Annotated in this window: 27 protein-coding genes; 6 read left to right on the top strand and 21 right to left on the bottom strand. The window is 62.2% G+C overall.

The window, feature by feature from the left end; genetic code table 11:
* Window positions 1–15: 15 nt before the first annotated feature.
* Entirely contained in the window at window positions 16–1,242 is a 1,227-nt protein-coding gene (locus tag H5V43_RS22410; protein WP_025548216.1) for an NAD(P)/FAD-dependent oxidoreductase, read from the bottom strand.
* Window positions 1,243–1,353: 111 nt separating this feature from the next.
* On the bottom strand, window positions 1,354–2,988 hold the full coding sequence (locus H5V43_RS22405) for a sigma-54-dependent Fis family transcriptional regulator (RefSeq protein ID WP_025548215.1): 1,635 nt from the start codon (window positions 2,986–2,988) through the stop codon (window positions 1,354–1,356).
* A 217-nt stretch (window positions 2,989–3,205) separates the two neighbouring features.
* On the opposite strand from H5V43_RS22405, the gene H5V43_RS22400 reads away from it, so the two are divergent.
* The 6 genes from H5V43_RS22400 to H5V43_RS22375 all read left to right on the top strand — a co-directional run bounded on the left by H5V43_RS22400 (window position 3,206) and on the right by H5V43_RS22375 (window position 9,409).
* The gene (locus H5V43_RS22400; RefSeq protein ID WP_025548213.1) at window positions 3,206–4,552 is read left to right on the top strand and encodes an aromatic ring-hydroxylating dioxygenase subunit alpha; all 1,347 of its coding nucleotides are present in this window, start codon (window positions 3,206–3,208) and stop codon (window positions 4,550–4,552) included.
* Window positions 4,545–5,072 (top strand): aromatic-ring-hydroxylating dioxygenase subunit beta, encoded by a 528-nt coding sequence (locus H5V43_RS22395; protein ID WP_025548211.1) that lies wholly within the window; start codon window positions 4,545–4,547, stop codon window positions 5,070–5,072. Before H5V43_RS22400 ends, H5V43_RS22395 begins: the two co-directional genes overlap by 8 nt.
* 25 nt (window positions 5,073–5,097) lie before the next feature.
* The gene (locus tag H5V43_RS22390) at window positions 5,098–6,465 is read left to right on the top strand and encodes an aromatic ring-hydroxylating oxygenase subunit alpha (protein ID WP_025548209.1); all 1,368 of its coding nucleotides are present in this window, start codon (window positions 5,098–5,100) and stop codon (window positions 6,463–6,465) included.
* A 14-nt stretch (window positions 6,466–6,479) separates the two neighbouring features.
* On the top strand, window positions 6,480–7,031 hold the full coding sequence (locus H5V43_RS22385; protein WP_025548207.1) for a 3-phenylpropionate/cinnamic acid dioxygenase subunit beta: 552 nt from the start codon (window positions 6,480–6,482) through the stop codon (window positions 7,029–7,031).
* Between the two features lie 108 nt (window positions 7,032–7,139).
* Window positions 7,140–8,243 (top strand): alkane 1-monooxygenase, encoded by a 1,104-nt coding sequence (locus H5V43_RS22380; protein ID WP_025548206.1) that lies wholly within the window; start codon window positions 7,140–7,142, stop codon window positions 8,241–8,243.
* Between the two features lie 125 nt (window positions 8,244–8,368).
* Window positions 8,369–9,409 carry a 2Fe-2S iron-sulfur cluster-binding protein gene (locus H5V43_RS22375; protein ID WP_025548204.1) on the top strand — a complete coding sequence of 347 codons (1,041 nt, stop codon included), beginning with the start codon at window positions 8,369–8,371 and terminating at the stop codon, window positions 9,407–9,409.
* Between the two features lie 100 nt (window positions 9,410–9,509).
* Here H5V43_RS22375 and H5V43_RS22370 read toward each other — a convergent pair whose 3' ends face one another.
* The 19 genes from H5V43_RS22370 to H5V43_RS22280 form a co-directional block, all read right to left on the bottom strand.
* Window positions 9,510–9,890, bottom strand: a complete 381-nt coding sequence (locus tag H5V43_RS22370) for a hypothetical protein (protein WP_025548202.1) — start codon at window positions 9,888–9,890, stop codon at window positions 9,510–9,512.
* A gap of 72 nt (window positions 9,891–9,962) precedes the next feature.
* Window positions 9,963–10,763, bottom strand: a complete 801-nt coding sequence (gene hcaB, locus H5V43_RS22365) for a 3-(cis-5,6-dihydroxycyclohexa-1,3-dien-1-yl)propanoate dehydrogenase (RefSeq protein WP_025548200.1) — start codon at window positions 10,761–10,763, stop codon at window positions 9,963–9,965.
* 43 nt (window positions 10,764–10,806) lie between these two features.
* The gene (locus tag H5V43_RS22360; RefSeq protein ID WP_025548198.1) at window positions 10,807–12,306 is read right to left on the bottom strand and encodes an aldehyde dehydrogenase family protein; all 1,500 of its coding nucleotides are present in this window, start codon (window positions 12,304–12,306) and stop codon (window positions 10,807–10,809) included.
* Between the two features lie 19 nt (window positions 12,307–12,325).
* Window positions 12,326–12,604 (bottom strand): 2Fe-2S iron-sulfur cluster-binding protein, encoded by a 279-nt coding sequence (locus H5V43_RS22355; RefSeq protein ID WP_025548196.1) that lies wholly within the window; start codon window positions 12,602–12,604, stop codon window positions 12,326–12,328.
* 4 nt (window positions 12,605–12,608) lie between these two features.
* Window positions 12,609–12,821 carry a 2-hydroxymuconate tautomerase gene (locus tag H5V43_RS22350; protein WP_025548194.1) on the bottom strand — a complete coding sequence of 71 codons (213 nt, stop codon included), beginning with the start codon at window positions 12,819–12,821 and terminating at the stop codon, window positions 12,609–12,611.
* A complete protein-coding gene (locus H5V43_RS22345) occupies window positions 12,822–13,592 on the bottom strand; it encodes a 2-keto-4-pentenoate hydratase (protein ID WP_025548193.1) in 771 nt (256 codons plus the stop codon).
* 9 nt (window positions 13,593–13,601) lie between these two features.
* Complete coding sequence (gene dmpG / locus H5V43_RS22340) at window positions 13,602–14,633, bottom strand: 4-hydroxy-2-oxovalerate aldolase (RefSeq protein ID WP_025548191.1); 1,032 nt, start codon at window positions 14,631–14,633, stop codon at window positions 13,602–13,604.
* Window positions 14,630–15,568, bottom strand: coding sequence for an acetaldehyde dehydrogenase (acetylating) (locus H5V43_RS22335; RefSeq protein ID WP_040261278.1), 939 nt, complete (start codon window positions 15,566–15,568; stop codon window positions 14,630–14,632). The genes dmpG and H5V43_RS22335 overlap by 4 nt, the downstream gene beginning before the upstream one ends.
* 25 nt (window positions 15,569–15,593) lie before the next feature.
* Window positions 15,594–16,406 carry a 2-keto-4-pentenoate hydratase gene (locus tag H5V43_RS22330; protein ID WP_025548189.1) on the bottom strand — a complete coding sequence of 271 codons (813 nt, stop codon included), beginning with the start codon at window positions 16,404–16,406 and terminating at the stop codon, window positions 15,594–15,596.
* A gap of 4 nt (window positions 16,407–16,410) precedes the next feature.
* On the bottom strand, window positions 16,411–17,895 hold the full coding sequence (locus H5V43_RS22325; RefSeq protein ID WP_025548187.1) for a 2-hydroxymuconic semialdehyde dehydrogenase: 1,485 nt from the start codon (window positions 17,893–17,895) through the stop codon (window positions 16,411–16,413).
* Window positions 17,896–17,948: 53 nt separating this feature from the next.
* Window positions 17,949–18,380: a GlcG/HbpS family heme-binding protein gene (locus tag H5V43_RS22320; RefSeq protein ID WP_025548185.1), complete on the bottom strand. Its 432-nt coding sequence runs from the start codon at window positions 18,378–18,380 to the stop codon at window positions 17,949–17,951.
* Between the two features lie 2 nt (window positions 18,381–18,382).
* Window positions 18,383–19,306 carry a catechol 2,3-dioxygenase gene (locus H5V43_RS22315; RefSeq protein WP_025548184.1) on the bottom strand — a complete coding sequence of 308 codons (924 nt, stop codon included), beginning with the start codon at window positions 19,304–19,306 and terminating at the stop codon, window positions 18,383–18,385.
* A gap of 19 nt (window positions 19,307–19,325) precedes the next feature.
* Window positions 19,326–20,177 carry an alpha/beta fold hydrolase gene (locus H5V43_RS22310; protein ID WP_025548183.1) on the bottom strand — a complete coding sequence of 284 codons (852 nt, stop codon included), beginning with the start codon at window positions 20,175–20,177 and terminating at the stop codon, window positions 19,326–19,328.
* Window positions 20,178–20,358: 181 nt separating this feature from the next.
* Window positions 20,359–20,964 carry a glutathione transferase GstA gene (gene gstA, locus H5V43_RS22305; RefSeq protein ID WP_025548182.1) on the bottom strand — a complete coding sequence of 202 codons (606 nt, stop codon included), beginning with the start codon at window positions 20,962–20,964 and terminating at the stop codon, window positions 20,359–20,361.
* 48 nt (window positions 20,965–21,012) lie between these two features.
* Window positions 21,013–21,492, bottom strand: coding sequence for an aromatic-ring-hydroxylating dioxygenase subunit beta (locus tag H5V43_RS22300; RefSeq protein WP_025548180.1), 480 nt, complete (start codon window positions 21,490–21,492; stop codon window positions 21,013–21,015).
* The gene (locus H5V43_RS22295; protein WP_025548178.1) at window positions 21,489–22,763 is read right to left on the bottom strand and encodes an aromatic ring-hydroxylating dioxygenase subunit alpha; all 1,275 of its coding nucleotides are present in this window, start codon (window positions 22,761–22,763) and stop codon (window positions 21,489–21,491) included. The genes H5V43_RS22300 and H5V43_RS22295 overlap by 4 nt, the downstream gene beginning before the upstream one ends.
* A complete protein-coding gene (locus tag H5V43_RS22290; protein WP_025548176.1) occupies window positions 22,760–23,776 on the bottom strand; it encodes a PdxA family dehydrogenase in 1,017 nt (338 codons plus the stop codon). The genes H5V43_RS22295 and H5V43_RS22290 overlap by 4 nt, the downstream gene beginning before the upstream one ends.
* A complete protein-coding gene (locus H5V43_RS22285) occupies window positions 23,760–24,254 on the bottom strand; it encodes an aromatic-ring-hydroxylating dioxygenase subunit beta (protein ID WP_025548174.1) in 495 nt (164 codons plus the stop codon). Before H5V43_RS22285 ends, H5V43_RS22290 begins: the two co-directional genes overlap by 17 nt.
* Window positions 24,251–25,663 (bottom strand): SRPBCC family protein, encoded by a 1,413-nt coding sequence (locus H5V43_RS22280; RefSeq protein WP_025548173.1) that lies wholly within the window; start codon window positions 25,661–25,663, stop codon window positions 24,251–24,253. The genes H5V43_RS22285 and H5V43_RS22280 overlap by 4 nt, the downstream gene beginning before the upstream one ends.
* Window positions 25,664–25,677: the final 14 nt, after the last annotated feature.

Here is a 25,677-nt window from a genome sequence, read left to right as displayed (position 1 = left end):
CGCACCGCGGGCTAATCAGCCCGCCTGCTTGAGCAGATCCCGCAAGGACACACCGGCGTCGGCCAGGCTCGCAGCGCTGGCGCGGGCCCGGCGTTCAACGAGCCGTTTTCCCACCCCCATGTCGGGCGCGCGGTTGACTGTCAGCACACCTTCGATCGCCTCGCCGGCCAGGAAGAAGGCGACGAAGGCGTTGCTGTCCATCTCGCCGCGGATCGCCACCTCGGCTTCCAGCGGAATCTGCCCGCAGAACTGGATGTTGAGATCGAACTGGTCGCTCCAGTACCACATCGGCTTGCAGTAGGAGACCTCCTGCCCCAGCATCGCCAGAGCAGCCGCCTGCGCCTGGTCCGCCGCATTCTGGTAGGTTTCCTGCCTGAACCGTCCGCCGAAAAACCCGTCCTGCTCGGCCACGTCGCCCGCCGCGAATACCGCCGGGTTGCTGGTCTGGCAGCGCCGGTCGACGATGATCCCGTTGTTGACCTCGATCCCGGCATCGCGGGCCAGCGAGGTGGCCGGCACGATCCCCACCCCCACGATCACGGCATCGCACGGAATCACGGTGCCATCGTCTGCCTCGACCGCGCTGACACGGTTGCCGGCAAACCTGAAGCCGGTCACGCCGCAGTTGAAATGGGTCGCTACTCCCCGCCTGCGATGCTCCTCGCCCAGCCATTGCCCAAAGCGCCGGCCGAGCGCTCTTTCCATCGGCACTGGCATCGGCTCGACGACGGTGACCTTGCAGCCGAGTTTTACCGCACTGGCGGCGACTTCGGCGCCGATCACGCCCATCCCGACGATCACGATGCCGGCCCCTTCGCGCAGGTCGAGGGCCATGCGGGTCGCATCGTCGCGGGTGCGCAGATAGTGGACGTTGGCGCAATCGGCCCCGGCAAGGTTGAGCTTGCGGGCGTGGCCGCCCGTGGCGAGCAGGATCCGGTCCGCCTGAACCAATTCGCCGCCCGACAGACGCACCCCGCCGCCCGCAAGGTCGATCGCTTCGGCGCGGGTGCCCAGCCGCATGTCGATACGGTTGTCATCGTACCAGGCATCGTCCTGGAGGAAGAAATTGTCCGGGACGTTGGCCGGGTCCCACAGCACTTCCTTGGACAGCGGCGGACGTTCATAGGGACGCCAGGGTTCTTCGCCGATCAAGGTGATCCGCCCGTCGAACCCTGCCTGCCGCAGGGCTTCGACTGCGCGCCCCCCCGCCAGATTCGCACCAACAATCGCAATCGAGCGCACTTGGTTCTCTCCCCACCTTCTGTTTGCCGGGCTGCTCACGGCAGCCCCAATTCACTGGTTTCTGTTGCACATTATACAATTCGTTTCAAGTGATGGATACCAAGGCTCTCGCTACCGTCCAATCTTTTCCAGGCGCGATGCAAGCTGCCGCCGGGTCAGGCCCAGGTCTCGAGCTGCCTGAGCGACATTACCCCGCGCAGCTTCCAGCGCGGCTTTTATGATCATGCTCTCAACGGCTTTCAGCCCTTCCCCGTTCTGTCGCAGCAGTCCGAGCAAGTGACCTATCGACTGAGCCTTTTCTCCACCAACCTCGGCACCAGACACCCGTCCATCGTTGGTCAAGGCCAGACCGACCCTGATACACGCGCGATCCGAGCCGAGGAACAGGTGCCGAAGGTCGATCGCCTCGCCATCGTTCACCAGCAACACCGCGCGTTCCACCATTCGTTCGAGTTCCCTGACATTGCCGGGGTATTCATGCATCAGCAGGGCATTGATCGATCTCGTCGTGAATCCGGCGACCTTGCGCCGATGACGCTGTGCGTACTTCGCGCGGAAGTGTTCCATCAAGCCGGGAATGTCCTCGCGGCGCTGGCGCAAGGGAGGAACCTGGATCGGCAAGGTTGCGAGCCGGAAGAACAGATCGGCGCGGAAATGGCCTGCTTCCATTGCCGTTTCCAGGTCGATGTTGGACGCCGCGAGCAACCTCACATCGACCCTCGTGGTCCTGGTATCGCCGACTCTCTCGAATTCGCCCTCCTGAATGACCCGCAGAACCTTGCTCTGGGCCAGCGGGGACAGCATCGAGATTTCGTCAAGGAACAGTGTGCCGCCATGCGCCAGCTCGAACCGTCCCGGTCGGCTTGCCACCGCGCCCGTGTAGGCACCCTTCGCCACGCCAAACAGTTCCGCCTCGATCAGTCCTTCGGGTATGGCGGCACAATTGAGCGCCACGAACGGCGCACCCTTCCGGAGACTGGCGCGATGCGCCATCTTGGCGAACACTTCCTTGCCGACGCCGGTCTCGCCCAGGAACAGTAGGCTGGCATCGGTCCCGGCGGCGCGTTCAATCATGTTCCGGACGGCGTGATACCCGGCTGAAACGCCGGGGACGAATTCGTGCCGATCGGCCTGCGAGTTCGCCAACATCAGCGGCGGCACCGATTTCTCGACGTCGTCGAGTTCGGGCCATTCCGCTTCTGGTCTGGCGTGCAGCAGACAGGCACCGTCTCCCATCCCCTGGCATTCGATCTCCCGCATGACGATCGGCTGGCCCGCGAAGGAACTGGCAAAGCCGCTCGCAAAGCCGGTTTGCAACCAGCAGACCGGATCGGCGCTGACGCCATCCGTTGCCAGATGGACCGCGGCCTCGATCGAATCGTGGACGACAAAGCTGCCGTGGAAATGGCCGCTCGCCGAATCGCTGTCCAAGGTCTCGATCTCGGTCCAGCCAAACCCGGTCAGCGCATGGGCTTGGGGCCCAACCGCAAAGGCTTCGAGAAACCCGCGATCGGGGCGCAGTTCCTTCGCCTCGACCGCGCACCTCGCGCCTTCCGCAAAGCCCATGTCCCAGAACAGGCGTCGCGCCCGCGCCAGTCCGAGTTGCGCCACCAGCTGGCTGCGCAGCGTGGTCAGCGCCGATTGGCTCAAAAGCACGCATCGTTCGCTGTCGCGCCAGATGCGGCCCTGCTCGGGCGAAAAGCGCAAGCGTTTGGTAAGGTCGGCGTAGCCGGGAAGCTGTTTCATCGCCATCCCTTTTACCAATATGTCAATCCTGCACCACGATTTTCTGAACAATTGACGAAAATGACAATCCCTGCAAGCAATCGAGCGTGAGCCGATCCCCCTTTTCGAGCATGTTTGCGCCATTTTTCATCTTGGCATGATCTTTGCTTTATTCATGACTACGTGGAACCGCCCGCTCCAAGCCGGGAGGTCCAACGGAGGAGAGGAGAAGGGCAATATGGATGTTGCAGATCTGGTCGATACGAGCACAGGCCGCCAATCACGCTCGATCTATTCCAGCGAGCCCGTCTACCGCCAGGAGCTTGAGCGCGTCTTTGGCCGATGCTGGCTGTTCCTTGCCCACATCAGCCAGATTCCGCAACCCAATGACTTCTTCCGCACCTACATGGGCGAAGACGACGTCATCGTCATCCGGCAGAAGGACGGCTCGGTAAAGGCCTTCCTCAACACCTGCACTCACCGCGGCAACCGCATCTGCCGCGCCGATCGCGGCAATGCCCGGTCCTTCACCTGCAACTACCACGGCTGGTCATTTGCTCCCGATGGCGCGCTGGCAGGCGTCCCGCTCGAAAACGAAGCCTATTTCGGCGAACTCGACCGCAGCAAGTTCGGGCTAGTGCCGGTGGCGCAGGTCGCCGAATACAAAGGGCTGATCTTCGGCAATTTCGATCCCGCCGCGCCGTCGCTCGAAGACTATCTCGGAGATGCCAAATTCTATCTCGACGTCTGGCTCGATGCTCTGCCCGGCGGCACCTCGCTGGTCGGCGAAACCCAGAAGATGGTATTGAACACCAACTGGAAGCTGCCGGTCGAGAATGTCTGCGGGGATGGCTATCATCTGGGCTGGGCCCATGCCGGGGCAATGATGGCGGTTCAATCGATGGACCTGTCCGGCCTCAGCGTCGGCAATGCCAGCGCCAATCTTGAAGGCGGCCTGTCGGTGGCGGGGCTCAACGGCCACATGGCGCTGACCTCGCTCGACGGGGTCTCGGGCTATGCCTTCTATCCCGAGCCCAAACCTATGCTCGACTATCTGGAGGCCAACCGGCCAACCGCGATCGAACGCCTCGGCAAGCTGCGAGGCGAGCAACTGTGGGGTTCGCAGATCAACATCACGATCTTTCCCAACCTCCAGTTCCTGCCCGGTCTCAACTGGTTCCGGGTCTATCACCCCAAGGGGCCGGGACAGATAGAGCAATGGACCTGGGCCATGGTCGAAAACGACATGCCCGAGGAAATCAAGACCACCATCCTCGACAACCAGTGCCTGACCTTCGGGCTGGCTGGGCTGTTCGACAACGACGATGGCGACAATCTGGCCGCCTGCACCGAACAGTCGCGCGGCTGGCGCACTTCGCAGATGGATGTCTACACCAACATGGCGCTGGGCCGCTCCGGCGCGCGCGAAGGCTTTCCGGGCGACATTGCCGCCGGCCTGGTCAGCGAACACAACCAGCGCTACTTCTACCGCCGCTGGCAAGAACACATGCAGGCCTCGAGCTGGAGCGACGTTCCCGCCTACAATCTCAATTCGCTGGCATCGCGGGAGGCTGTCGATGCTTGACGTACGCCCCCAACCCGCCCTGCATGACACGGTAACCGCCCTTACCCAGCGCCTCTTCCATGAGGCGCGGCTGCTCGACGACGAGCGCTTCGAGGAGTGGCTGGAGTTGCTGTGCGAGGACGTGTCCTACCATATGGCGCTCAAGAGCCGTCGCTTCCGGGCCGATCGTTCCGCCCCGATCGCGGTCGGCGCGGGGAATGTCTTCAACGACAATCTCGCCCGGCTGAAGTTGCGGATCGATCGCCTGCGCTCCGGCTTTGTCTGGGCTGAGGATCCGCCGAACTTCGTGCGCCGGGTGGTCTCGAACGTCGAGGTTTTGGACGCGGACGAGCCGAACGAAGCGGTGGTTCATTCGGTGGTGGTGATCCACCGGAACCGGATCGACGGGCAGACCCGGTTGCTCACCGCCGGACGCACGGATCGCTGGCGCAAGGGGGGCGAAAGCTGGCTTCTCGCTGCGCGCGAAATCGCGCTCGACCATTCGGTGCTGCCAGACAGCAACGTCAACGTATTTTTCTAAATCAACACAACGGGAGACGATGACCATGCGTTTGGAACGGATCGGCCGCGAGCCGGAATTTTCGCGTTACATGGACCTCAAAGAAGGCTGGCTCGACCGCCGCATCTTCAGCGACGCGGAAATCTACGAGGAAGAGCTGTACCGCATCTTTGCGCGATCCTGGCTGTTCGTCGCCCATGAAAGCCAGCTGCCCAAGGCCGGCGATTTCCTGACCACACATATGGGCGAGGACGCGGTGATCGTCACCCGCCAGCCTGACGGCTCGATCAAAGTCTACCTCAATTCCTGCCCGCATCGCGGCAACAAGGTCTGCTTCGCGGATGCCGGCAACACCCGCCGGTTCGTCTGCAATTATCACGGCTGGGCCTTCAACACCGCCGGAGAACTGCAGGGCATGCACGAGGAATACTGCTACGACGAAGGCGACATCGACCGCAAGAAGAACGGACTGCGGCAGGTCGCCCGTGTCGGCAGCTACAAGGGGCTGGTGTTCGCCACCTTTGCCCAGGACGGACCCAGCCTCGACGCCTGGCTCGGCGATTTCCGCTGGTATCTCGACATGCTGCTCGACAACGAGGAAGGCGGAACCGAACTGGTCGGCGGCTGCATCAAGTCGGTGATCAGCGCAAACTGGAAGTTCGGGGTCGAGAACTTCATCGGCGATGCCTACCACGCGGGCTGGACCCACGATTCGGGCTGCCGGTCGATGAACGACGGCCAGCCCTTCCCGCCGATCGACATGGAAAATTCCTACCATGCCAGCGTCAATGGGCACGGCTGGGAATTCGGCACCGAGGGCGTGGGCGACCTGTTCCTGCTCGGCCGCCCCAAGGTGATGGAATATTACGAGAAGATCCGCCCGAAGATGGCCGATCGGCTGGGCACCATGCGCTCGCAGATCTTCGGCTCGGTGGCCTCCGCCTCGATCTTCCCGAACGTCTCGTTCCTGCCGGGCATTTCAACCTTCCGGCAGTGGCAGCCCAAGGGTCCGATGCAGTTCGAGCTCAAAACCTGGGTGATCGTCAACAAGGCGATGCCCGACGACATCAAGGACGAAGTGACCAAGGGCGTGATGCAGACCTTCGGCCCCGGCGGTACATTCGAGATGGACGATGGCGAAAACTGGGAAAACTGCACCACGGTCAACCGCGGCGTCGTCACCCGCCACGAAAGGTTGCACTACCGCTGCGGAATCGGACGCCAGATCGATCACGATACCCTGCCGGGGATCGTCTATCGCGGCCAGTACAACGACGCGAACCAGCGCGGCTTTTACCAGCGGTGGCTGGACATGATGGAGGCCACCGATCTCGGCGCGATGCCGCCGCGGCCCGAACCCCGCCTGACCGGGGTGGCCGAAACGCGCGACCTTCCCGGCCTGTTCGCGCTTTGAGAGGATATTAGACCATGAACCAGACCACCACTCTCGAGCGCCCCCGCACTGGCGCAACCGCTTCGCTGGAAGTGACCCATGCCTTGACCCAGACCCTCTATCGCGAAGCGCGCTGCCTGGACGATGAGGACTATGCTGGCTGGGTGGCGATGCTGGCCGACGACCTGCATTATCACATGCCGGGAATCGAAACCCGCTATCGCCGCGACAAGACAGATCAAGTCACCGACCTGACGCGGATGGCTTATTACAACGACAGTCTCGACGAGATCAAAAAGCGCCTCCTGCGCCTGGAAACGGGCACGGCCTGGTCGGAAGATCCGGCCACGCGCTACACCCACATCATCACCAATGTCGAAGTGGAACACACCGACAAGGCGGATGAATTCCGGGTGTTCTCAAACTTCTACGCCTATCGCAACCGCAACGAGCGCGACGAGGATTCGCTGATCGGCAGCCGGATCGACATCTGGCGCGAGACTGGCGGTGCCTATCAGCTGGTCAGGCGCCGGATCATCCTCAAGCACAACGTGATGCTCAGCAAGAACCTGAACATTTACCTCTAGTAATTCCCGGCGCGACATCGGGTGAACCCATCTGTCGCGCCGTTCAATCAAAAGACAATCGGACGCTTCCCGCATTCGCGGGCAGGTGCCTAAAATCGGAGAGAAGCCATGGATGCTCTGCGCTATTTTCTGGTCCCCGCCATGACCCTCACCGGCGTTGCGGGTTTCATCCTCGGCGGCCCGTTCGTCTGGCTTGGCATCGCCACCTTCGTGGTGCTGATGCTGCTGGATATCGTCCTGCCGAGCGATCACAAGGCGCGCTCGCGCGGGATTGCGCCGGTTGCGGATATCGCGATCTTCCTGCAGTTGCCGTTGATCGTGGCGCTTTATCTAGCTTTCGCCAATTCGGTGACGAGCGGAACCAACCCGATCTGGGGAACCGATGGTTCGGCATGGCAACTGATCGGTTCGATCGCCAGCCTGGCCTGGCTTTCGGCTGTCCCGACCCTGCCGGTGGCGCATGAGCTGATGCACCGCCGCCACTGGTTTCCGCGGGCCGTGGCCAAGGGCCTGAGCGCCTTTTACGGCGATCCCAACCGCGATGTTGCTCATATTGTCACCCACCATGTCCATCTCGACACCGGAAAGGACAGCGACACCCCGCGACGCGGCCAGACGATCTACAGCTTCGTGTTCCAGGCGACCTGGGGTTCTTACAAGGACACCTGGGAAAAGCAGGGCGAAATCCTGTCGCGTCTCGGACATTCGCCGTGGAGCTGGCGCAATGCCATGTGGCTCCAGCTGGTGCTAGTCGGCGCGATCATCCTGGGAGTTGCGGCGGCGGCAGGGCCGATCGCCGGATTCGCCACGGTTTGCGCAATGTTCTTTGCCAAGATGTTCGTCGAAGGCTTCAATTATTTCCAGCACTATGGCCTGCTGCGCGTGGAAGGCGTTCCCATCGCGAAACACCACGCCTGGAACCATCTTGGCATGATCGTGCGTCCGATCGGCGTGGAAATTACCAACCACATCAACCACCATCTCGACGGCCACATTCCCTTCTACGAACTTCAGCCCGAGCCGAAGGCGCCGCAGATGCCTTCGCTGTTCCTTTGCTTCCTGTGCGGCCTTGTCCCGCCCGTCTGGCACCGGTTCATCGCACAGCCGCGGTTGAAAGACTGGGATCTGCATTTCGCTTCGCCAAGCGAGCGCAAACTAGCGATGGCGGCCAACGCCCAGGCTGGTTGGCCCGCCTGGGCCACCACCGACTGACGGTTCCACCCGCATAGGGGTTTTCCTCTCCGATTGCCCCCATGTAACCTTTGGCGGGATCCCTTTAACGGGGATCCCGCTTCTTTTTCACAATTTCTTCATGTCCATGCAAGGCGACCCATGCAATGTTCTCAATTCTCAAGAAGCAGCGATCAAGCAAGGTCAGTATTGCCGGAGAACCGGCAATCCTGGAGATCCCACGAGGCAAAACGCTGCTTGAAGCGATGCTGGCAGAGGGGCTGGCCATGCCGCACGACTGCAAGGTCGGTTCATGCGGCACTTGCCGGTTCAAACTGATGGACGGCAAGATCGGGGAACTGAGTCCTTCGGCCCTGGTTCTCGAACGCGATGCGCTTTCACAAGGGTACCGCCTGGCATGCCAGGCGATGCCGCGCTCGGACCTGGTCATCGCACTTGATGCCCCTTTATCCCGCCAGCAGGCTGTGGAAAGTTTCACTGCAACCATCGTTGCCACGTCCCGGCTTTGCCCGGACATCATCAATCTTGTCGTCGAAATCGATCGCCCGATGCAGTTCTCGCCGGGCCAATATGCCGACCTCACGGGACCGGGCATGGCCGAACCGCGCAGCTATTCCTTCGCATTCGCCCCCGAACGAGGAGAGGCACAGCGGCTCGAATTCCATGTCCGGCACGTCCCCGGCGGCCTCTTCACCGATTGGCTGTTCGGTGAAGATCGCATTGGCCAGACGCTTGATCTCTCAGGTCCCTTTGGTCAATTTCGCCTCAATGACAGCTCAGCGCCGATGCTGTGCCTGGCAGGCGGCAGCGGCCTTGCCCCCATCATGGCGATCTTGCAGCAAGCCCAGTCCATGGGTGCGAACCGTCCGGTAACCCTGCTCTACGGGGCCCGGACCCGCCAACACCTCTATTGTCTGGACGAGATCGAAGCGCTTAGCGCGGCCTGGGATGCGCCCTTCGAATTTGTTCCGGTACTTTCGGAAGAGGATGCGGGCAGCGACTGGACCGGGGGCCGAGGGTTGGTCACCGAGCCGATCGCACGGCTTCCCGGCCTGACCCGCACCGAGGCTTATTTGTGCGGACCTCCAGCCATGATCGACGCCGCCGAAGCCCAGCTTATACAACACGGCGTGTTGCCGGAAATGATCGCCGCGGATCGCTTTCTCGACAAGAGCACGATGCGCTGAACCCCGGACTTCGGATGCGGTTCGAAGATTGAACGGATCCGTTCCTGGCCTCGGTCCGATACGCCGGAACCGGACCGAGGCCGGCCCGGGCGCGCAGTGCTCAGTTGTCGACCAGAACCATCTTTCGCACCATGTCCTGAACATCCACTTTTGCCTTGTTGTCCAGCAGCACAGCAACCCGGTTGAGGGTCGCGATCACCGAGGTGTACTGGCCATGCGCGTAATAGGCATCGATCGGGTAGACGACTGTCTTGTCGACCGGCGCCCGCTGGTAGCTGAGCTGGCCGATGCCATAGATCGCAAGCCCGCCTGCTTCGGCATGCCCCATCATGCGTTCGGCCCGATCCCGAGTGATATCGCCGCCGAATTCGACCAGTTCCGGCGGAGCAATCGTTGGTCCCACATGGGTTGGCTTCCACCGCGCGGCGCCGATCACACCCGCCACGTTCAGCAGTTCCTTGAACTCGAATTTTTCGGCCATGGTTCTCGATCCTCCACATTCGGATACAGGGTGTCGTTCCTGCGGTGTTTGCCGTCTGGCCGAACCAGCGGATCAGGCGTCGGGACGCTTGCCGATGCCGACGCCGCCGTCGCTGAGCAGAACCGTTCCGGTCATGTATGCGGAATCGCGACGCGAAGCCAAAAGCGCGTAGAGACCTGCATGATCGTCCGGCTCGGCGATCCGCGCCAGTGGCGTCATGCCCGCGATCATTCCGTCCAGGCCAGGCATCTCCTCCATCTTGGTTTCGGAAAACCCGCCAGTCTTGGTGCCGCTGAGCGGAGTTCGGGTGCCGCCCGGCGCGACGCCATTGACCCTGATATCGGGTGTCAGTTCCCAGGCCAGCTGCCGGATCAGGCCAAGCACCGCGTGCTTCGATGCGACATACAGTGTCCCGCCGCCGCCAGTGTAGTAGCTCGACGTCGAGGCGGTAAAGACGATGCTGCCTTTGGTTTTCCTCAGTTCGGGAATCGCGGCGCGCGCACCGAAGAAATACCCCTTCAGGTTGACGTCAAAGATTTCGTCGAATGTCTTTTCCAGAAGCTCGGGATCCTGCTGCTCAAGGGGCACCATGAAATCCCAGATCCCGACATTGCCGACAAAGACATCCAGCTTGCCGAATGCCCCGACTGTCTCGGCGACGGCCCGGGCATTGTCTGCAAAGGAACGGACGTCGCCCGCGACCACGGCGACCTTGTCACCGTGGCGCGAACGCACCAGCTGGGCCTGCTCGTCGTCTCGGACGAGCACACCAACCCTGGCCCCTTCTTCAATATAGCGGGCGACCACCGCCGCACCAATTCCGGTTGCGCCGCCAGTCAGCAGCGCAACCTGTCCTTCAAGCCTTGCAGACAATGCCACTCTCCTCTTCAAGCCGGTTGTGCGGGGTTGCTCGGCCTTACTGGTCGAACATCCCCACGCGACCTTCCTGCAGATTGATGACCACCGACTTCGTCTGCGTATAGTGGTGCAGCACCTCATGGCTGAATTCACGGCCGAAACCGCTCTGCTTGTATCCGCCCAGCGGCATGTTGGGCTTGAGGTTGTAGTAACGGTTGACCCACACGGTTCCGGTTTCGAGCTTGCGGGCAATCCGGTGCGCGCGGGAGATGTCCCTGGTCCAGACGCCACCGGCCAGGCCATAGGTCGTATCATTCGCCAGCGCCATCATATCGTCTTCGTCGTTCCAGGTCAGCACGCTGGTGACCGGGCCGAAGATTTCCTCGCGGGCGATACGCATCGAGTTGCTGACGTTGGTGAAGACCGTTGGCTTGATGAAATGCCCGTCGGCGAGGCTTTCGTTGCGACTGCCTCCGGTGAGGACCGTGGCACCTTCCTCGGTAGCCAGCTGAAGATAGCTCTGGACCTTGTCCATCTGCATCTGCGAAGCCTGCGCACCAAGCTGGGTGGCAAAGTCCAGAGGATCGCCCTGGCGGATGCCTTCGAGGGCCACCTTGAACTTGGCGAGGAACTCGTCCTGGATCGATTGGTGCAGGAACAGCCGCGAACCGGCCAGGCAGACCTCACCCTTGTTCAGCACCGTCGACATCGTGGCGCTCTCCACTGCCGCATCGATATCGGCATCCGCGCAAACGATGTGCGCCGACTTGCCGCCCAATTCCAGAGTCTGGGGAATGATGTTCGAGGAAGCATACTGGATGATCCGGCGAGCCGTCGCCACCGAACCGGTGAACGCGACCTTGCGGACATCCTCGTGGGTCACCAGCGCTTCACCGACGTCGGCGCCGTAACCGGTCACGACGTTGATTACGCCCGGGGGCAGAAGGTCGGCCATTTCGACGAAGAATTCGATAACCGAAAGGCAGACGGTTTCCGCGGGCTTGAGCACCACCGTGTTGCCTGAAGCCAGGGCTGGCGCGATCTTGCAGGCCATCATCAGGATCGGGACGTTCCATGGAATGATCTGCGCGCAAACGCCCAGCGGCTCGCGGTGGACGATGCCGATCGCATCGGGATAGTCCAGCGTCTGGCCGTGTAGGCCATAGGCTGCGCCGGCGAACACTTCGAATTGGCTTATAGCCTGCGGCATGTCAAAGTACATCGATTCGCGGATCGGCTTGCCGTTGTTCAGAGTTTCGAGCGTTGCGTAATGTTGGTGGCGCGCCTTGAGCCGACGGGCGACCTCGATCAGGATTTCCTGGCGCTCGGCGGGCGAGCTTTCCGACCACTTCGGGAAGGCGGCCTTGGCCGCCGCGACCGCGCGCTGAATGTCCTTGGCGTTGCCCGCCTGGATCTTGGTGAGCACCGCCCCGGTCGCCGGATTGATCAGGTCGATCGTCTTGCCGCTGTCACCCGAAACCCATTCACCGCCAATGAAGTGGCCGTATTCCGGCTTGATGCCGTATTCGTTTTCCGCGCTTTTCAGTTGAGTAGCCATCTTAAAACTCCTTCCAATCTTATTCCACTGCAATGACCAGATCTTCGGCCGGGAACAGACGGCAAGCCAAGGCATAACCTGCCTGGCGATCGCTATCCGACACCTTCGCCGCACTCATCTTGCCGGTCCGGTAATCGCCTTCGACTACCCTCACCCGGCAAATTCCGCATCCGCCGCCCCGGCAACCAACCCCGATATCGCCGGCACCACAACGTTCCATTGCGAGGAGGACCCGCTCGTCCCCGCCGCAGGTGAACTCGCCGCCGCCGACCACGCGGATTTGATAGAGGCCGGTCACGGTCCTAGCCTTGTCGAGCCGCCTTCGCGGCCGCTTTGGCAGCGAAGGTCTCTCCACCCACCGCGAAATGGCCCGGCGGCATCTCGCGCAGGATGATGCGAACCGATTCGCGCGGCGCACCGATCGCTTCGATGGCGGCAGCGGTCAAAGCCTGGATCAACCGCTCCTTGTCGTCGGAAGTCCTCCCTTCGAGCAAGTTGACCTCGATGATCGGCATTCAGGCCTCCACCTGGAACATGACCGAACCCAGCCCCTGGACGGTCGTGCGCACCGTTTGACCAGGTGCCAGATTGGGCGCGGCGGTAATCCCGCCCGCCATCACGATGTCTCCGGCCGAAATCTCCTCACCAGCTTCGGAAACAAGCCTGGCTGCCGCGACCAGCGAGCGCAGGGGGTGGCCGAGAATCGCGGCGGTCGAGCCGATTTGCTTCACTTCCCCGTCGATTTCGAGGTAAACGCCGAGGTTCGAGAAATCCATCGCGGGATCGTTCCAGGAACCGATCACCAGCCCGGACGACGAGGTATTGTCGGCGATGACATCGGACAACGCGAACTTGAAGTTCTCATAGCGGCTGTCGATGATTTCCATGGCTGGGGCAATCGCCTCGACCGCCGCCAGCGCGGCCGCCGCCGTCACTTTGCCGGCCAGCGTCGCCTTCATCAGGAAGGCGACTTCAGGCTCGACCCGCGGATGGACAAAACGCGCCCGCGACATGGCCGTGCCCTCCTCGATCAGCATGGCATCGGTCAATCGCCCCCAGGCGACCTCGTCGACCCCGACCTGCAGCATCTTGGCGCGGCTCGTCAGCCCCATCTTGACGCCGATGCGGCGTTCGCCCCGCGCCAGCCGCCGATCGACCGACAGCTGCTGGACCCGGTAGGCATCCGCGACGCTCAGGTCGGGATCGGTATGGGTGAGCTGCGGTGTGGCACGCGCGTGCAAAGCGGCGCTGTCGAGGATTTCGGCGTATCGCTCAAGTTTGTCCATTGCCTTGGCCTATGCTGCACGTGCGGAAACAAGATCGAGCGCGACATCGACGATCATGTCTTCCTGCCCCCCGACCATCCGGCGCTTGCCCAGTTCGATCAGGATTTCGCGCGTATCCAGCCCATACTGTTCGGCGGCCTTTTCCGCGTGACGCAGGAAGCTCGAATAGACCCCGGCATAGCCCAGGCTCAGCGTTTCGCGATCCACCCGCACCGGGCGATCCTGCAACGGACGGATGATGTCCTCCGCCGCGTCCATCAGCGACATGACATCGCAGCCATGGTTCCAGCCCTTGCGATCAGCGGCGGCGACGAACACCTCGAGCGGCGCATTGCCGGCCCCTGCCCCCATTCCGGCAAGGCTCGCATCGATCCGCACCGCGCCTTCCTGAGCCGCGACGATAGAATTGGCCACACCGAGCGAAAGGTTATGGTGGGCGTGGATGCCGCGCTGGGTTTCCGGCTTGAGGACGCGGTCATAGGCCCGCAGGCGATCGCGCACCCCGTCCATGTCGAGCGCGCCGCCGCTGTCGGTCACATAGACGCAATGCGCCCCATAGCTTTCCATCAGCAGGGCCTGCTGCGCCAGCGCCTCGGCATCGATCATGTGGCTCATCATCAGGAAGCCCGAGACATCCATGCCGAGGTCGCGGGCAATGCCGATGTGCTGCTTGGCGACGTCGGCCTCGGTGCAATGGGTCGCCACCCGCACCGAGCGCACGCCGAGCGCATAGGCGCGGCGGAGTTCCTCGACCGTGCCGATACCCGGCACCAGCAATGTGGTCAGCACGGCGTTCTTGATCACGTCGGCGGCGGCCTCGATCCACTCCCAGTCGGTATGCGCACCGAACCCGTAGTTGAACGACGTGCCGTTGAGGCCATCGCCGTGCGACACCTCGATCGCATCGACGCCGGCATCGTCCAGCGCCTTGGCAATGGTGCGGACACTTTCGGTGCCGTACATGTGAAGAATGGCATGCATGCCGTCACGCAGGGTGACGTCCTGGATGTAGAGCTTTCCGGTTTCGGGATTGAAGGTCATGCTGCCACCTTTTCAAGGCGTTGTTGGGCCAGACGCTCACCCGCTGCCTTGGCGGCGGCGGTCATGATGTCGAGGTTGCCGGAATACTTCGGAAGATAGTCGCCAGCGCCCTCGACCTCGAGGAACACGCTGGTCTTCAGGCCGACGAATTCGCCGTATCCGGGGATCTTCAGCGGCCGGTTCGAGCCGAACCGTTCGAACTGCACTTCCTGCTTGAGGCGATAGCCGGGCACATAGGCTTGCACGGTTTCGACCATTTCCTTGACCGAGGCGCGGATGGCGTCCTCGTCCACCTGATCGGTCAGCGTGAAGATCGTGTCACGCATGATCATCGGCGGTTCGGCGGGATTGAGGATGATGATCGCCCGGCCGCGGCCGGCACCGCCCACTATCTCGATCGCCTTCGCGGTGGTCCGGGTGAATTCGTCGATGTTCGCGCGGGTGCCGGGCCCGGCAGAACGCGAGGACACCGACGCGACGATTTCAGCGTAATGAACCGGGGTCACCCGAGAAACCGCGGCGACAATGGGAATGGTCGCCTGACCGCCGCAGGTGACCATGTTGACATTGCGGATTTCGCTGTCGAGCACTCCGCCGACCGGCGGGACAAAAAACGGCCCGATCGCGGCAGGGGTCAGATCGACAACCAGCTTGCCGTCGGCTTGCAGGGCCGCATCGTGTTCCTTGTGGGCGTAGGCCGAAGTCGCATCGAATGCGATGCCAATCTCGGGATAGGCCGGCAGCTTACGCAGCCCTTCAATACCCTCATGGGTTGTCGCCACGCCGCGTTCGCGGGCCATGGCGAGGCCTTCCGAGGCCGGGTCGATCCCGACCACCGCCGCCAGTTCAAGGGTATCGGACCCCTTGAGCAGCTTGATCATCAAATCGGTACCAATATTTCCGGAGCCGATGATGGCGCATTTCATCTTGGTCATTCTTCGATCTCTCCGTTCATCTGCGTCAGCCGGCCTCGGCAGCGAAAGCCGCCCGCACCGTTCCGACGCCATTGATTCTCGCTTCCACGACATCGCCGCGCGCGATCCCGGCCATGGGCCCGAGCGCGCCGGACAGGATCACGTCGCCTTCAAGCAGCGGGCGTCCGACCCGGGCCATCACCCGCGCCAGCCACAGCGATGCGGTGATCGGGCTGCCGAGGCAGGCAATCCCCGCCCCCACCGAGATCGGCTCGCCCTTTACCTCCATCACCATGCCGCATTCGCGCAGGTCGAGCGCTTCGAGCTTGCGCGGCACCGCACCCAGCACGAACAGCCCGCTCGAGGCGTTGTCGGCGACGGTGTCCCAGATGCGGATGTCCCAGTTGGCAACGCGGCTATCGACGATCTCGATCGCGGGTACGACATATTCGACCGCGCGGATCATCTCGGCGGTGGTGAGATCGGGATAGGGCAGATCCCGGCCGACCACGATCGCGATTTCGGCCTCGACCTTGGGCTGGATGACCTGATCGAGCGAGATCGGAATCCCCTCGGGCACGTCCATGTCCGAAAACAGCATGCCGTAATCGGGCTGGTCGACGCCAAGCTGGCGCTGGACCGCCAGCGAGGTCAGGCCGATCTTGCGGCCGACCAGGCGCCGTCCGCTGTCAAGGGCGTGCCGAGTGTTGATTTCCTGCACGGCGTAGGCGGCATCCACGCCGCCGGCCGAAATGAGATCGCGAATCGGCGCCACCGGCTTGCCGCTGGCAGCCGCGCCCCGCAATTGCTCGGCCGCCTGTTGGATGGCAGTGGGATCGATAGTGGTTTCAGTCGTCATGGTCTCAAAGCTTCACGCAGATGTTTTCGGTTTCCGTGTAGAATTCGAGGCTGTGCACGCCGCCTTCGCGGCCGATCCCGGAATGTCCCGAACCGCCGAATGCGGTGCGCAGATCCCGCAGGAACCAGCAATTGACCCAGCAGACGCCAACCTGCATCGAGGCGGCGACCCGGTGCGCCCGCGAGAGGTTTTCGGTCCAGATCGTCGCGCACAATCCGTAGTCGGTGTCGTTGGCCAGGCCGATCACCTCGTCTTCGGCATCGAAGGGAATGACCCCGCAGCACGGGCCGAAGATTTCTTCGCGCATCACCGAACTGTCGTGCGCCAGGCCTGTCCACAACGTTGGCTCGACATAAAAGCCGCCCGCTTCATCCCCAGAAATCGCGGGAACCCCGCCCCCGGTGACGACAGTGGCGCCTTCGGCCACCGCGCGCGCATAGTATCCCAGCACCTTTTCCTGATGCTCGGCACTGATCAGCGGACCAAGATAGGCTGGATCGCCGGTCGCTCCTGGTTTGAACGCCTTGGCCGCCACCGTCATCCGCTTCACGAATTCGTCGAAAACCGGCCGTTCGACATAGACCCGCTCGGTCCCGAGGCAGACCTGCCCGGTGTTCAGAAATACCGAACGCGACAATCCTTCGACCACCTTGTCGAGATCGGCGTCGGCAAACACGACGGCCGGATTCTTACCGCCCAGCTCGAACGAAATGTCGCGCACCCCGACCGCGGCCTTCTGCATGATCGCCTGGCCGGTGCCGGTTTCGCCGGTGAATGTGATTGCATCGATGTCGGGGTTCGAGGTCAGGAATTCACCGGCCGAACCCGCCCCGAAACCGTGCACCACGTTGTAGACCCCTTCGGGCATCCCGACCGCGTTCATGACCTCACCGAGCAGCGCCGCGGTCCGCGGCGTCTCTTCGGATGGCTTGACCACAACCGTGTTGCCGCAAGCCAGGGCAGGTCCAACCTTCCAGGTCATCAGCAGCAGGGGAAAGTTCCACGGGCAGATCACCGCGATCACACCCTTGGGCTTGCGCACCGCGTAGTTGAGCGCCTGCCCGCCATCGGGCGTTGCCGTTGCAAAGGATTCGGTCGGGGTCGTCGAAATGACGTCGGCAAACATCCGGAAGTTCGCAGCACCGCGCGGAATGTCGATATGCGAGGCGACATGGCGCGGCTTGCCGGTATCCGCCACTTCGGCTGCGAGGAAATCGTCCGCGCGGCGCTCGATCTCGGTGGCGACCGCGGAGATGAGCTTGACCCGTTCCGCCGTGGTCATCTTGCCCCAGGGGCCGTTGAGCGCCGCCTTGGCCGCGGCAACCGCATCGGCCACATCGGCCTCGCTCGCCTCGTGGACAGTACCGATCCGAAGGCCGGTCGCAGGAGCGAAATTGTCGAAGGTCTTGCCGGTGCTTCCACGGCGATATGCGCCCCCGATGAAATTCAGGATGGTGTCGGTAACGGCCGGGGTAATCTCATTTGCCATGGGCTCTTCAATTCTCCGTAGCGTCTTGTTTCAGTGCGGCGATGGCCGGACGCTCAATATTCCGTCGCCCCGATCGAGATGAGGGCTGCGTTTGCGCACTGCGTATCCAGTTCTTCGGTTCCGCCCGACACTCCGATCGCGCCGACGATTTCGCCGGCGATCGCGATCGGCAGCCCGCCGCCGAACATGGCGATTCCGGGCTTCGCGGCGATACCTCCGCTTAGCGCGGGATTGCCTGCGACCATCTTGTAGACGTCCGGCGACGGAACCTTGAAGCTGGCAGCGGTATAGGCCTTGTCCTGCGCGATCTGAGAGGAGGGAAACGGGGCCCCGGTGGCGCGCAACAGGGCGACCAGTTCCCCGGTGGCGCCAACCACTGCGGCGACGAGGGGACAGCCCGCCTCGCCGCCTTTCGCCACCGCGACCTGCACCGCCTTGGCGGCAAGATCGTGTCCCACCGACCGGATTGTCGCCACTCCATTCATGCTCAGGTGTTCACCGTCATGAAGCGGTCGTTGAGCGCCTTCTCGTAATAGAAGATCGCCTTGCCGGCATTCTCGGCCTGCCACATCCGGCGCGGATTATCGGGATAATAGGTGTAGCCGCCGCTGAACGTCTCGTTGCGGTTGCCCGAGGGGTCGAAGAAGTAGATCGTCTGCCCGCGTGTGATCCCATGGCGGGTCGGGCCGATATCGAGCGAAATGTCGTAGCGGCTGATGATGTCCGCCGCATGACCGACATCGTGCCAGGATTCGAGGTTGAACGATGTGTGATGGATCCGTCCGTCCTCGGGATAGCCCAGAAACGCCACGTCATGCGCCTTGTTGCTGCATGACAGGAAGATGCCCAGCCGAGTGCCGGACCCTTCGTCCACCAATTCCTCGGCCACCGAAAAATCGAGAGCCTCGACAAAAATCTTCGCGCTCGCCGAAATATCGACACCATTGAGGGCGCAGTGATCGAACCTGGTCGCGCGCATACCGCGCGGTTCGGCGATCCAGACGTCCGGATTGCGCACGGCCGGACCGGTCTCGGACAGCTCCATCTCGGCATAGAGATCGAACACGTGGGAGGTTGGCGTATTGAAGCGGATCTTGCGGCCAACACCAGGATCCTCTCCGGCCGCAATCACGTCGACATGAACCCCGATGTCAAGCAGGCGTTCGGCAAAGTGGTCGAGATCGGCATCCCTGGCGACCTTGAAGGCCATCCGGTCGAGCCCGGCAGAATCGGCTTCGCGCAGAATGATGCTGTGGCGATCGAACTCGTCGAAGGCCTGGAAGAAAGCCCTGCCTCCCTCGACGCTCACCAGGTTGAGGCCGATACGGTCACGATAGTGCTGGATTGCCTCATCCAGATCGAGGACGCGCAACTGGACATAGCCAGGGCGAAGTACACCGGTCAGCGCCATTTCAGTTCTCCTTGTCCCTTCAGGCCTTGAGGCCGTTCTCGAAAAATTCGGCCACCATGCGGTTGAAGCTCGTCATCCGTTCGATCTGAACCCAGTGGCCGCATTCCGCGAACACGTGCAGGTCGGCGCGCGGCAACAGGCTGGCCAGGCGAACGGTCGATTCCAGCGGAATCACCTGGTCGAACAGGCCATGCAGGATGAGCGTTTCGTGCTTTAGCGCCGCCACGTCTTCCTCGCGGCTTGCCAGCATCGCGATGTTGCGCTGCCGGTCAGCCCCGCCGAACGTCGCGTGATACGGCTCATGCGCTTCGGGACGCGCACTCGCTTCATAGCGCGACTGGACCAGGTCTTCGGTCAGCCGGCTGTGATCCCAGGCGAGGTACTTGAGCGAGGTGCGCATTTCCTCTAGCGAAGGCTGATAGCCCCAGACCAGGTCGAGCGCAGGCGTGATCGGGAAATCGAGCCCGGCCGGACCCATCAGCACCGCCCTTTCGACTCGATCGGGATGCGCGATCATGAACGCCAGGGTTATGCCGCCGCCGAAGGAATTGCCGACCATCGAGACCTTGTCGATCCCGAGGCCATCCAGCAGGGATGCGACCTGATCGACCCACACCCGCTTATCTTCGATCCGCCCCTTCGAATCCGAATAGCCAAACCCGAACATGTCGGGCGCGATGACGCGGAAGCGCTTCGCTAGCTCGGGCATGTTGAGCCGCCAATTGGCCCATGCAGTCACCCCGGGTCCCGATCCGTGAATCAGCAGGACCGGTGCGCCATCGCCCACATCGTGGTAGTTCGTGACGCTGCCATCAACCGTGATGGACTTGCCAATCTCCGGGCGTGCGATGTCGTTGGCTACGGCAGTCATGGCTCTCCCAATCGATTTTCAACTGTTTTTTGACGCTAGCATTGCCTGTGTTCGCGCCAGGTCATGCACACAGCTTTCGCGTCCATCCAATTTCTCGTTACTATTGCACCAAACAGAACGCATTTGCAAATGGAGAATGATTCAGCTCCATCGCATAATGCCGGAAGTCGGACTGTCCGGCTCACGCCAAGCCTTCGGCCTTGAGCGCGGCACCCACGGCGGCACGCTGCGCGATCTTGCCGGCATAGGCGCCGAGCACGGGGTAGGCGGCCATGTCGATACCGACGTAGGCTGGCCAACCCAGCATCACGAACAGATAGATGTCGGCAACACTGAAAGCATTGCCGGCATAGTGGTCCCGCCCGGCCAATTCCTTGTCGAGCGCGGCGAGGTGGTTCTTGACCGATTCCGCGGCCGCCGCCTTCGCTTCGTCGGAAGTGCCGGGGGCGAACAGCGGAACGAATGCCTTGTGGAATTCGGAACCGAGGAAGCTGAGACGGCTCAGCAGTCGGTAACGATCGAGGCTGCCTTCGGCCGGCGCCAGGCCAGACGCGGGGTTCTGGTCGGCAATGTACAGCAGGATGGCGGGGTTCTCGGTCAGGGTCTCGCCGCTGTCCAGGGTGAGGGCCGGGACCTTGCCGGACGGATTGACGGTGAGGAAATCCTCGCCCGCCTCGGTCTTGCGCACGGCCAGATCGACCTTGACGGCTTCGAAATCGGCTCCGGTTTCGCGCAGGGCAATGTGCGGGGCGAGGGAACATGCGCCGGGGCTGATGAACAGTTTCATGGTATTTCTCCTCTAGATTTCTTTTCGACGCCAGACGATGGTCGGCCGTCAGATTGGGGTCGCCAGCAGCGTCGCGATCCTGTGTGTGTCATAGACGCACATTCGGCTCACCAGCTTGGCTACGCCGTCATTGATTAGCAGGCGGTCGGCATATTTCCCGGCGTTGTAGATGCGAGTCTCACCGTCGTTGCGCGTCTGCAGCAAGGCATAACTTGCTTCGGCCGACACGGTATCCCCGTCGATCCCGGTCAAGACCGCTCGCGAAATCAGGTGACGGCTGAAATGCTCCGGAAAGACGTTGGCTCGGCGCAGCGCTACCACCCGATCGACCAGCATGCCCTTGCTGTCGCAATACATCACCGCGGCCGGCAGCCCGTTATCGACATTTTCGCGGGCGATCACCTGATAGAGACAATCGTCCACGAAGAACTCGGGCCACTCCTCAAGCCGGCCGTCATCCAGACACAGTCCGTAAGCGGCGTTCAGGGAATCCACGAGGCCTTGCAATAGAGGATCGACCACGCTCATGCCGATGCCTCGGCGCTAATGGCAAGAGCATCGCCCATCAGGCTCAGATAGCCTTTCCAAAAGCCGCGCACCGCGTTCTCGTCCATGCCCATCGGCGCGTAATAGCCGCGCACGTCGTCGCCGCCCATTTCGATGAAACTGTGCTTGCCTTCGGCCCCAATAGTCCCTTGCTGGCAAAGCTCAACAGCTTCGCCGTCTTCCATCGAGATCAGGCCGGAGGGGCCGACAAGGTTCAGGTTGCGCAGGCGGTGACGCGTGGTTTCCTCATCGTCGTCGGCATAGCCGAAATAGGTCCAGACCAATTCGGTCTTGTCGACGCCGTGAGTCACGATCTGGCGTGTAGCCAGGGTGTTCTGGATCTGCTGCAGCACGACCGAGGGAAACAGCGACTGGATGTGCAAGCCGACATCGTCCTCGATCTCGGGCCGGAACTGCAACAGGCTTTCGTCCTGCAATTTGGCAGCGCCTTGCATTTCGCGGTTGGCTTCATCGCCGAACGAGCCGTAATCGATGTCGCCCTTGGGCTTGGAGACGGTAAAGACGTTGTGAAAACCCTGCTCGGCCAATTCTCCGGCGCTGTCCTGGCTTTGCCGGTAAATGCCGAAGGTCGGATAGAACAGGTGGAGCAAGGCGCCGTGGTAGCTGTCACGGCTGTTTTCGGAGTAGAGCTTCCAGTTGCCCGCCATATATTGCCGGGAGTAACCGAGCACCCTGATCGGGCGGTGGAAAACGCGGTTGATATACTTGCGCATCACCGGGCCGAGAAAATCTTCGAGCGGCTCGATCTCGGCTGAAAAGGTGCCGAACACCATGCCTTTGTAACTCTCCACCCGGAGCTTTTCGAGCGAGTGATTTGCGGGGTCGAAGTCTTTGTCGTACCCCCCTACTCCCTTGAGGCCGCGCCGGAACGGCACGCCAACCAGTGTGCCTTCCGAATCGTAGGCCCATTGATGGTAGACGCAGACAAACGCGCCGTCGGCCTGGTTGCCGCGCAGCGAGCGACACACCGTTGCGCCCTTGTGCGCGCACCGGTTGACCCAGGCATGGATCTTGCCTTCCTGCCCGCGCACGAGGACCACCGGCGTTTCACCGACATGGGTCGCGCGAAAATCTCCGGCGTTGGGAATCTCGGCCTCAAGCCCAAGGTAGCACCAGGTGCGACCCTTGAAGACACTGCGCTGCTCGGAGGCGAAAATCTGCGTATCGTGGTAAACCTTGTAGTCCACCGCCGTTGGGAGCGAGGGCGCCCCCACTGGTGCCATGGCATTCATTGTGCGTCTCCCGAAAAACCCTGGCCCGATGCAAGCTGGCCGCAGGTGCGCATCGCGCTGAGCATCATCGCCGCGTCCGCCTGTCCGGTGCCGACGATGTCATAGGCGGTGCCGTGCGCAACCGACATGTGCAGATAGGGCGGCCCCATCATGATCACACAGTTGCCCGAAAAGCCCCAGGTCTTGACCGCAATGTGCCCCTGATCGTGGAACATCGCGAGGACCATGTCGTAACGCCCCTCGATGCACTGCCGGAACACCGAATCGGGCGCAATCGGGCCTTCCACGGCAATGCCCGCTGCCCGCGCCCGCTCGACCCCGGGAGCAATCGCAAGCCGGTCCTCGTCGCCCATGGCGTGCGGGTTCAGCCCGGCCACGGCGATCCGCGGACGGGCGATACCCCACGACCGCATGGCATCGTTGACCTGCCCGATCGCCTTGGCCACGAGATCGGCGGTTATCACGTCGATCACCTGGCGCAGCGACATGTGATCGGTGAGATGCGCGACCCGCAAGGGTCCGGTCAGCAAGACCAGGTAGCTTTCGCCAGGGGTCGGACTGATGACCTTGTCAAGTTTTCCGGCCATCTTGAGCGAACCGGTGCTGATCGGTCCCATGATCGTCGCGGCAAAGGACCCGTCCCGGGCCAGCGCGTCGAGTTCGTCCAGCCATTGCGCCGAGGCATGACCGGCCACTTCGGTATCCTCGCCCAGCGGCAAAACGCCCTCCGGCAAGGCGCCGGTGTCGATCACGTCGATCACCCGGACATCGTCGCTCGGCCGTTCGAACGAACGCATCCGGCGCACCCGGGCCTTGACCCCGGTCATGTCGAGCGCACGCTCCACCGCCGCTGCCGAGCCAAGCAGCACCGGAATCGACACCTCGTGTACCGAACCGTCCGCGAGGGCCTTGACCGTCACTTCGGGTCCGATTCCCGCAGGATCGCCGATCATGGTCCCGACAACGGGACGCCCTGCTGTTGCTGCCATGGGTGGGTCAGATGCTGTAGACATCGAGCATGGTCTGCGCGAGGTCGTTGATGATCACGGTCTTCTTGCGCTTGATCACATAACTCCTGCCGGCAGGCTCGAGATCATAGAAGGCCGATCCGCTGTAGACAGTTACCGCCCCATCGAGCACGGATGTCACCGTCCACGATGTGCGCGCCCGCACCAGGCCATCGCCTTCTTCCGTCGATAGCAGCGTGAACACGTGCGAAGTGCGCGGCCCGGGCGTGCTTGCCGAGGACCGCCCGGTGCGAATGCGGAAAACCCGATCCTCTAGGCCGCCGCGATTGTGATAATAGATCAGCGAGATTTCGCGCTGCGGATCGGCGGTCAGGCGCTCGCGGTCATCCCACGCCGGCGCCCAGTATTCCGCGTCTTCGGCATAGAGCGACAGCCAGGTGTCCCAGTCCTTGTCGTCGAGCGCAACTGCCTCGCGGCCAAGAAAACGGTGAACGGCAAGCCATTGCGTATCGGCAGCCGTCATCGCGCCAACTCCAGGTCGCCCTTGGCAAGTAATTCTGCGGTCTCCTGGTCGATTGCGGTGTTCATCCGGCTGATCCATTCGTCGTGGATTGCGACATAAAGTCCCTCGTCGGCCACCGCCGGGCTGCTCATCACCGCATCCACGGCGAGACCCGCGCCGAATTGACCGGCGTCTTTCTCCCACCGGGTCGCACCGCGCGACATGTCGTTCATCCGGCCTTCGCCGGCACCAAACCCGGCCTGACAGTTGTTGAATTCGGTCAGATCGTCCGGCGTCGCCATGCCGCTGGCATTGAAGAAGTCCTCGTATTGCCGGATCCTCAGGGCCCGTGCCGAGGCGCTTTCACCCACCGGAGCGATGCAATAGGTCGTGACTTCGGTCTCGTCGACGGAGATCGGCTGGATGATCCTGATCTGGGTGCTGGTCTGATCCATCAGGAAGACGTTGGGGAACAGCTGAAGATTCCGGATGCGTTTGTTCATCCACAGCGCCTTTTCCTCGCCATGGGTTTCCTCGATCCAGTCGAGGGCCTCGAAGTTCGGCCGATCCCGGAAATTGGCGTAGTCGGCCCAGAGCACTGAATGCCCGTTATGGAAGGAAAACGAGCCGCCGTCCTGCCGGTTGAAATTTGAAAAGTCGATCGCCTTGGTGTCGTTCTTGGAGGCCCCCTCGACCCGACGCATCACCGTCATGAAGTAATTGGCATGGACCGTTCCGACGTGATACCCGTCCAGACCGTTTTCCACTTGCATCTTCCAGTTGCCGCGATAGCGGTACCGGGTAGCGCCCGGCAGCACCTCCATTTCGCCTTGCTGAGACTGGTCGACCAACAGGTCGATGAACGCCTTCGAACCGGCCAGATATTCCTCGAGCGGCAAGACATCGGGAGACAGGCTGCCGAAGATAAAGCCGCGGTAAATTTCGAGACGGGCGATCCGGGGAAGTCCGAAATCGGCGCGGTTGAAACCAGGCGCATAACCCCCTGCACCTTCTTCCGTGACGTCAAGAAGGTCGCCTGCAGACGAGTAGGTCCAGCCGTGGAAGGGGCACATGAAATTCTTCTTGTTGCCGGCCTTTTCGCGGCAGACCTTGGCGCCGCGGTGGGCGCAGGCGTTGACCAATCCGCAGACAGTGCCCGTCCTGTCCCGAGTAATGATGACGGGCGTCCGTCCGATCTTGGTCGTCAGGAAATCGTGGGGCTTGGCGACCTGGCTTTCATGCGCGAGAAAAATCCAGTTGCGCTCGAAAATATACTTCATCTCGATATCGAACAGCTCGGCATCGGTGAAGGCGGCGCGGTCGATCTGGAAGATTCCCCTAGCCTGGTCTTTCACGAGCCACGACTTCAGTCGCCGTTTGATCGCTTGCAAATCGGCAATCCGACCGACGCGCTTTTCTGCGGCTTCCATAACGCTCCACTCCC

Source organism: Sphingobium fuliginis, from assembly GCF_015074805.1.
Lineage (GTDB): Bacteria > Pseudomonadota > Alphaproteobacteria > Sphingomonadales > Sphingomonadaceae > Sphingobium > Sphingobium fuliginis.
Note: the sequence above shows the minus strand (reverse complement) of the source record. Positions and strands in the feature narration are given on the sequence as shown.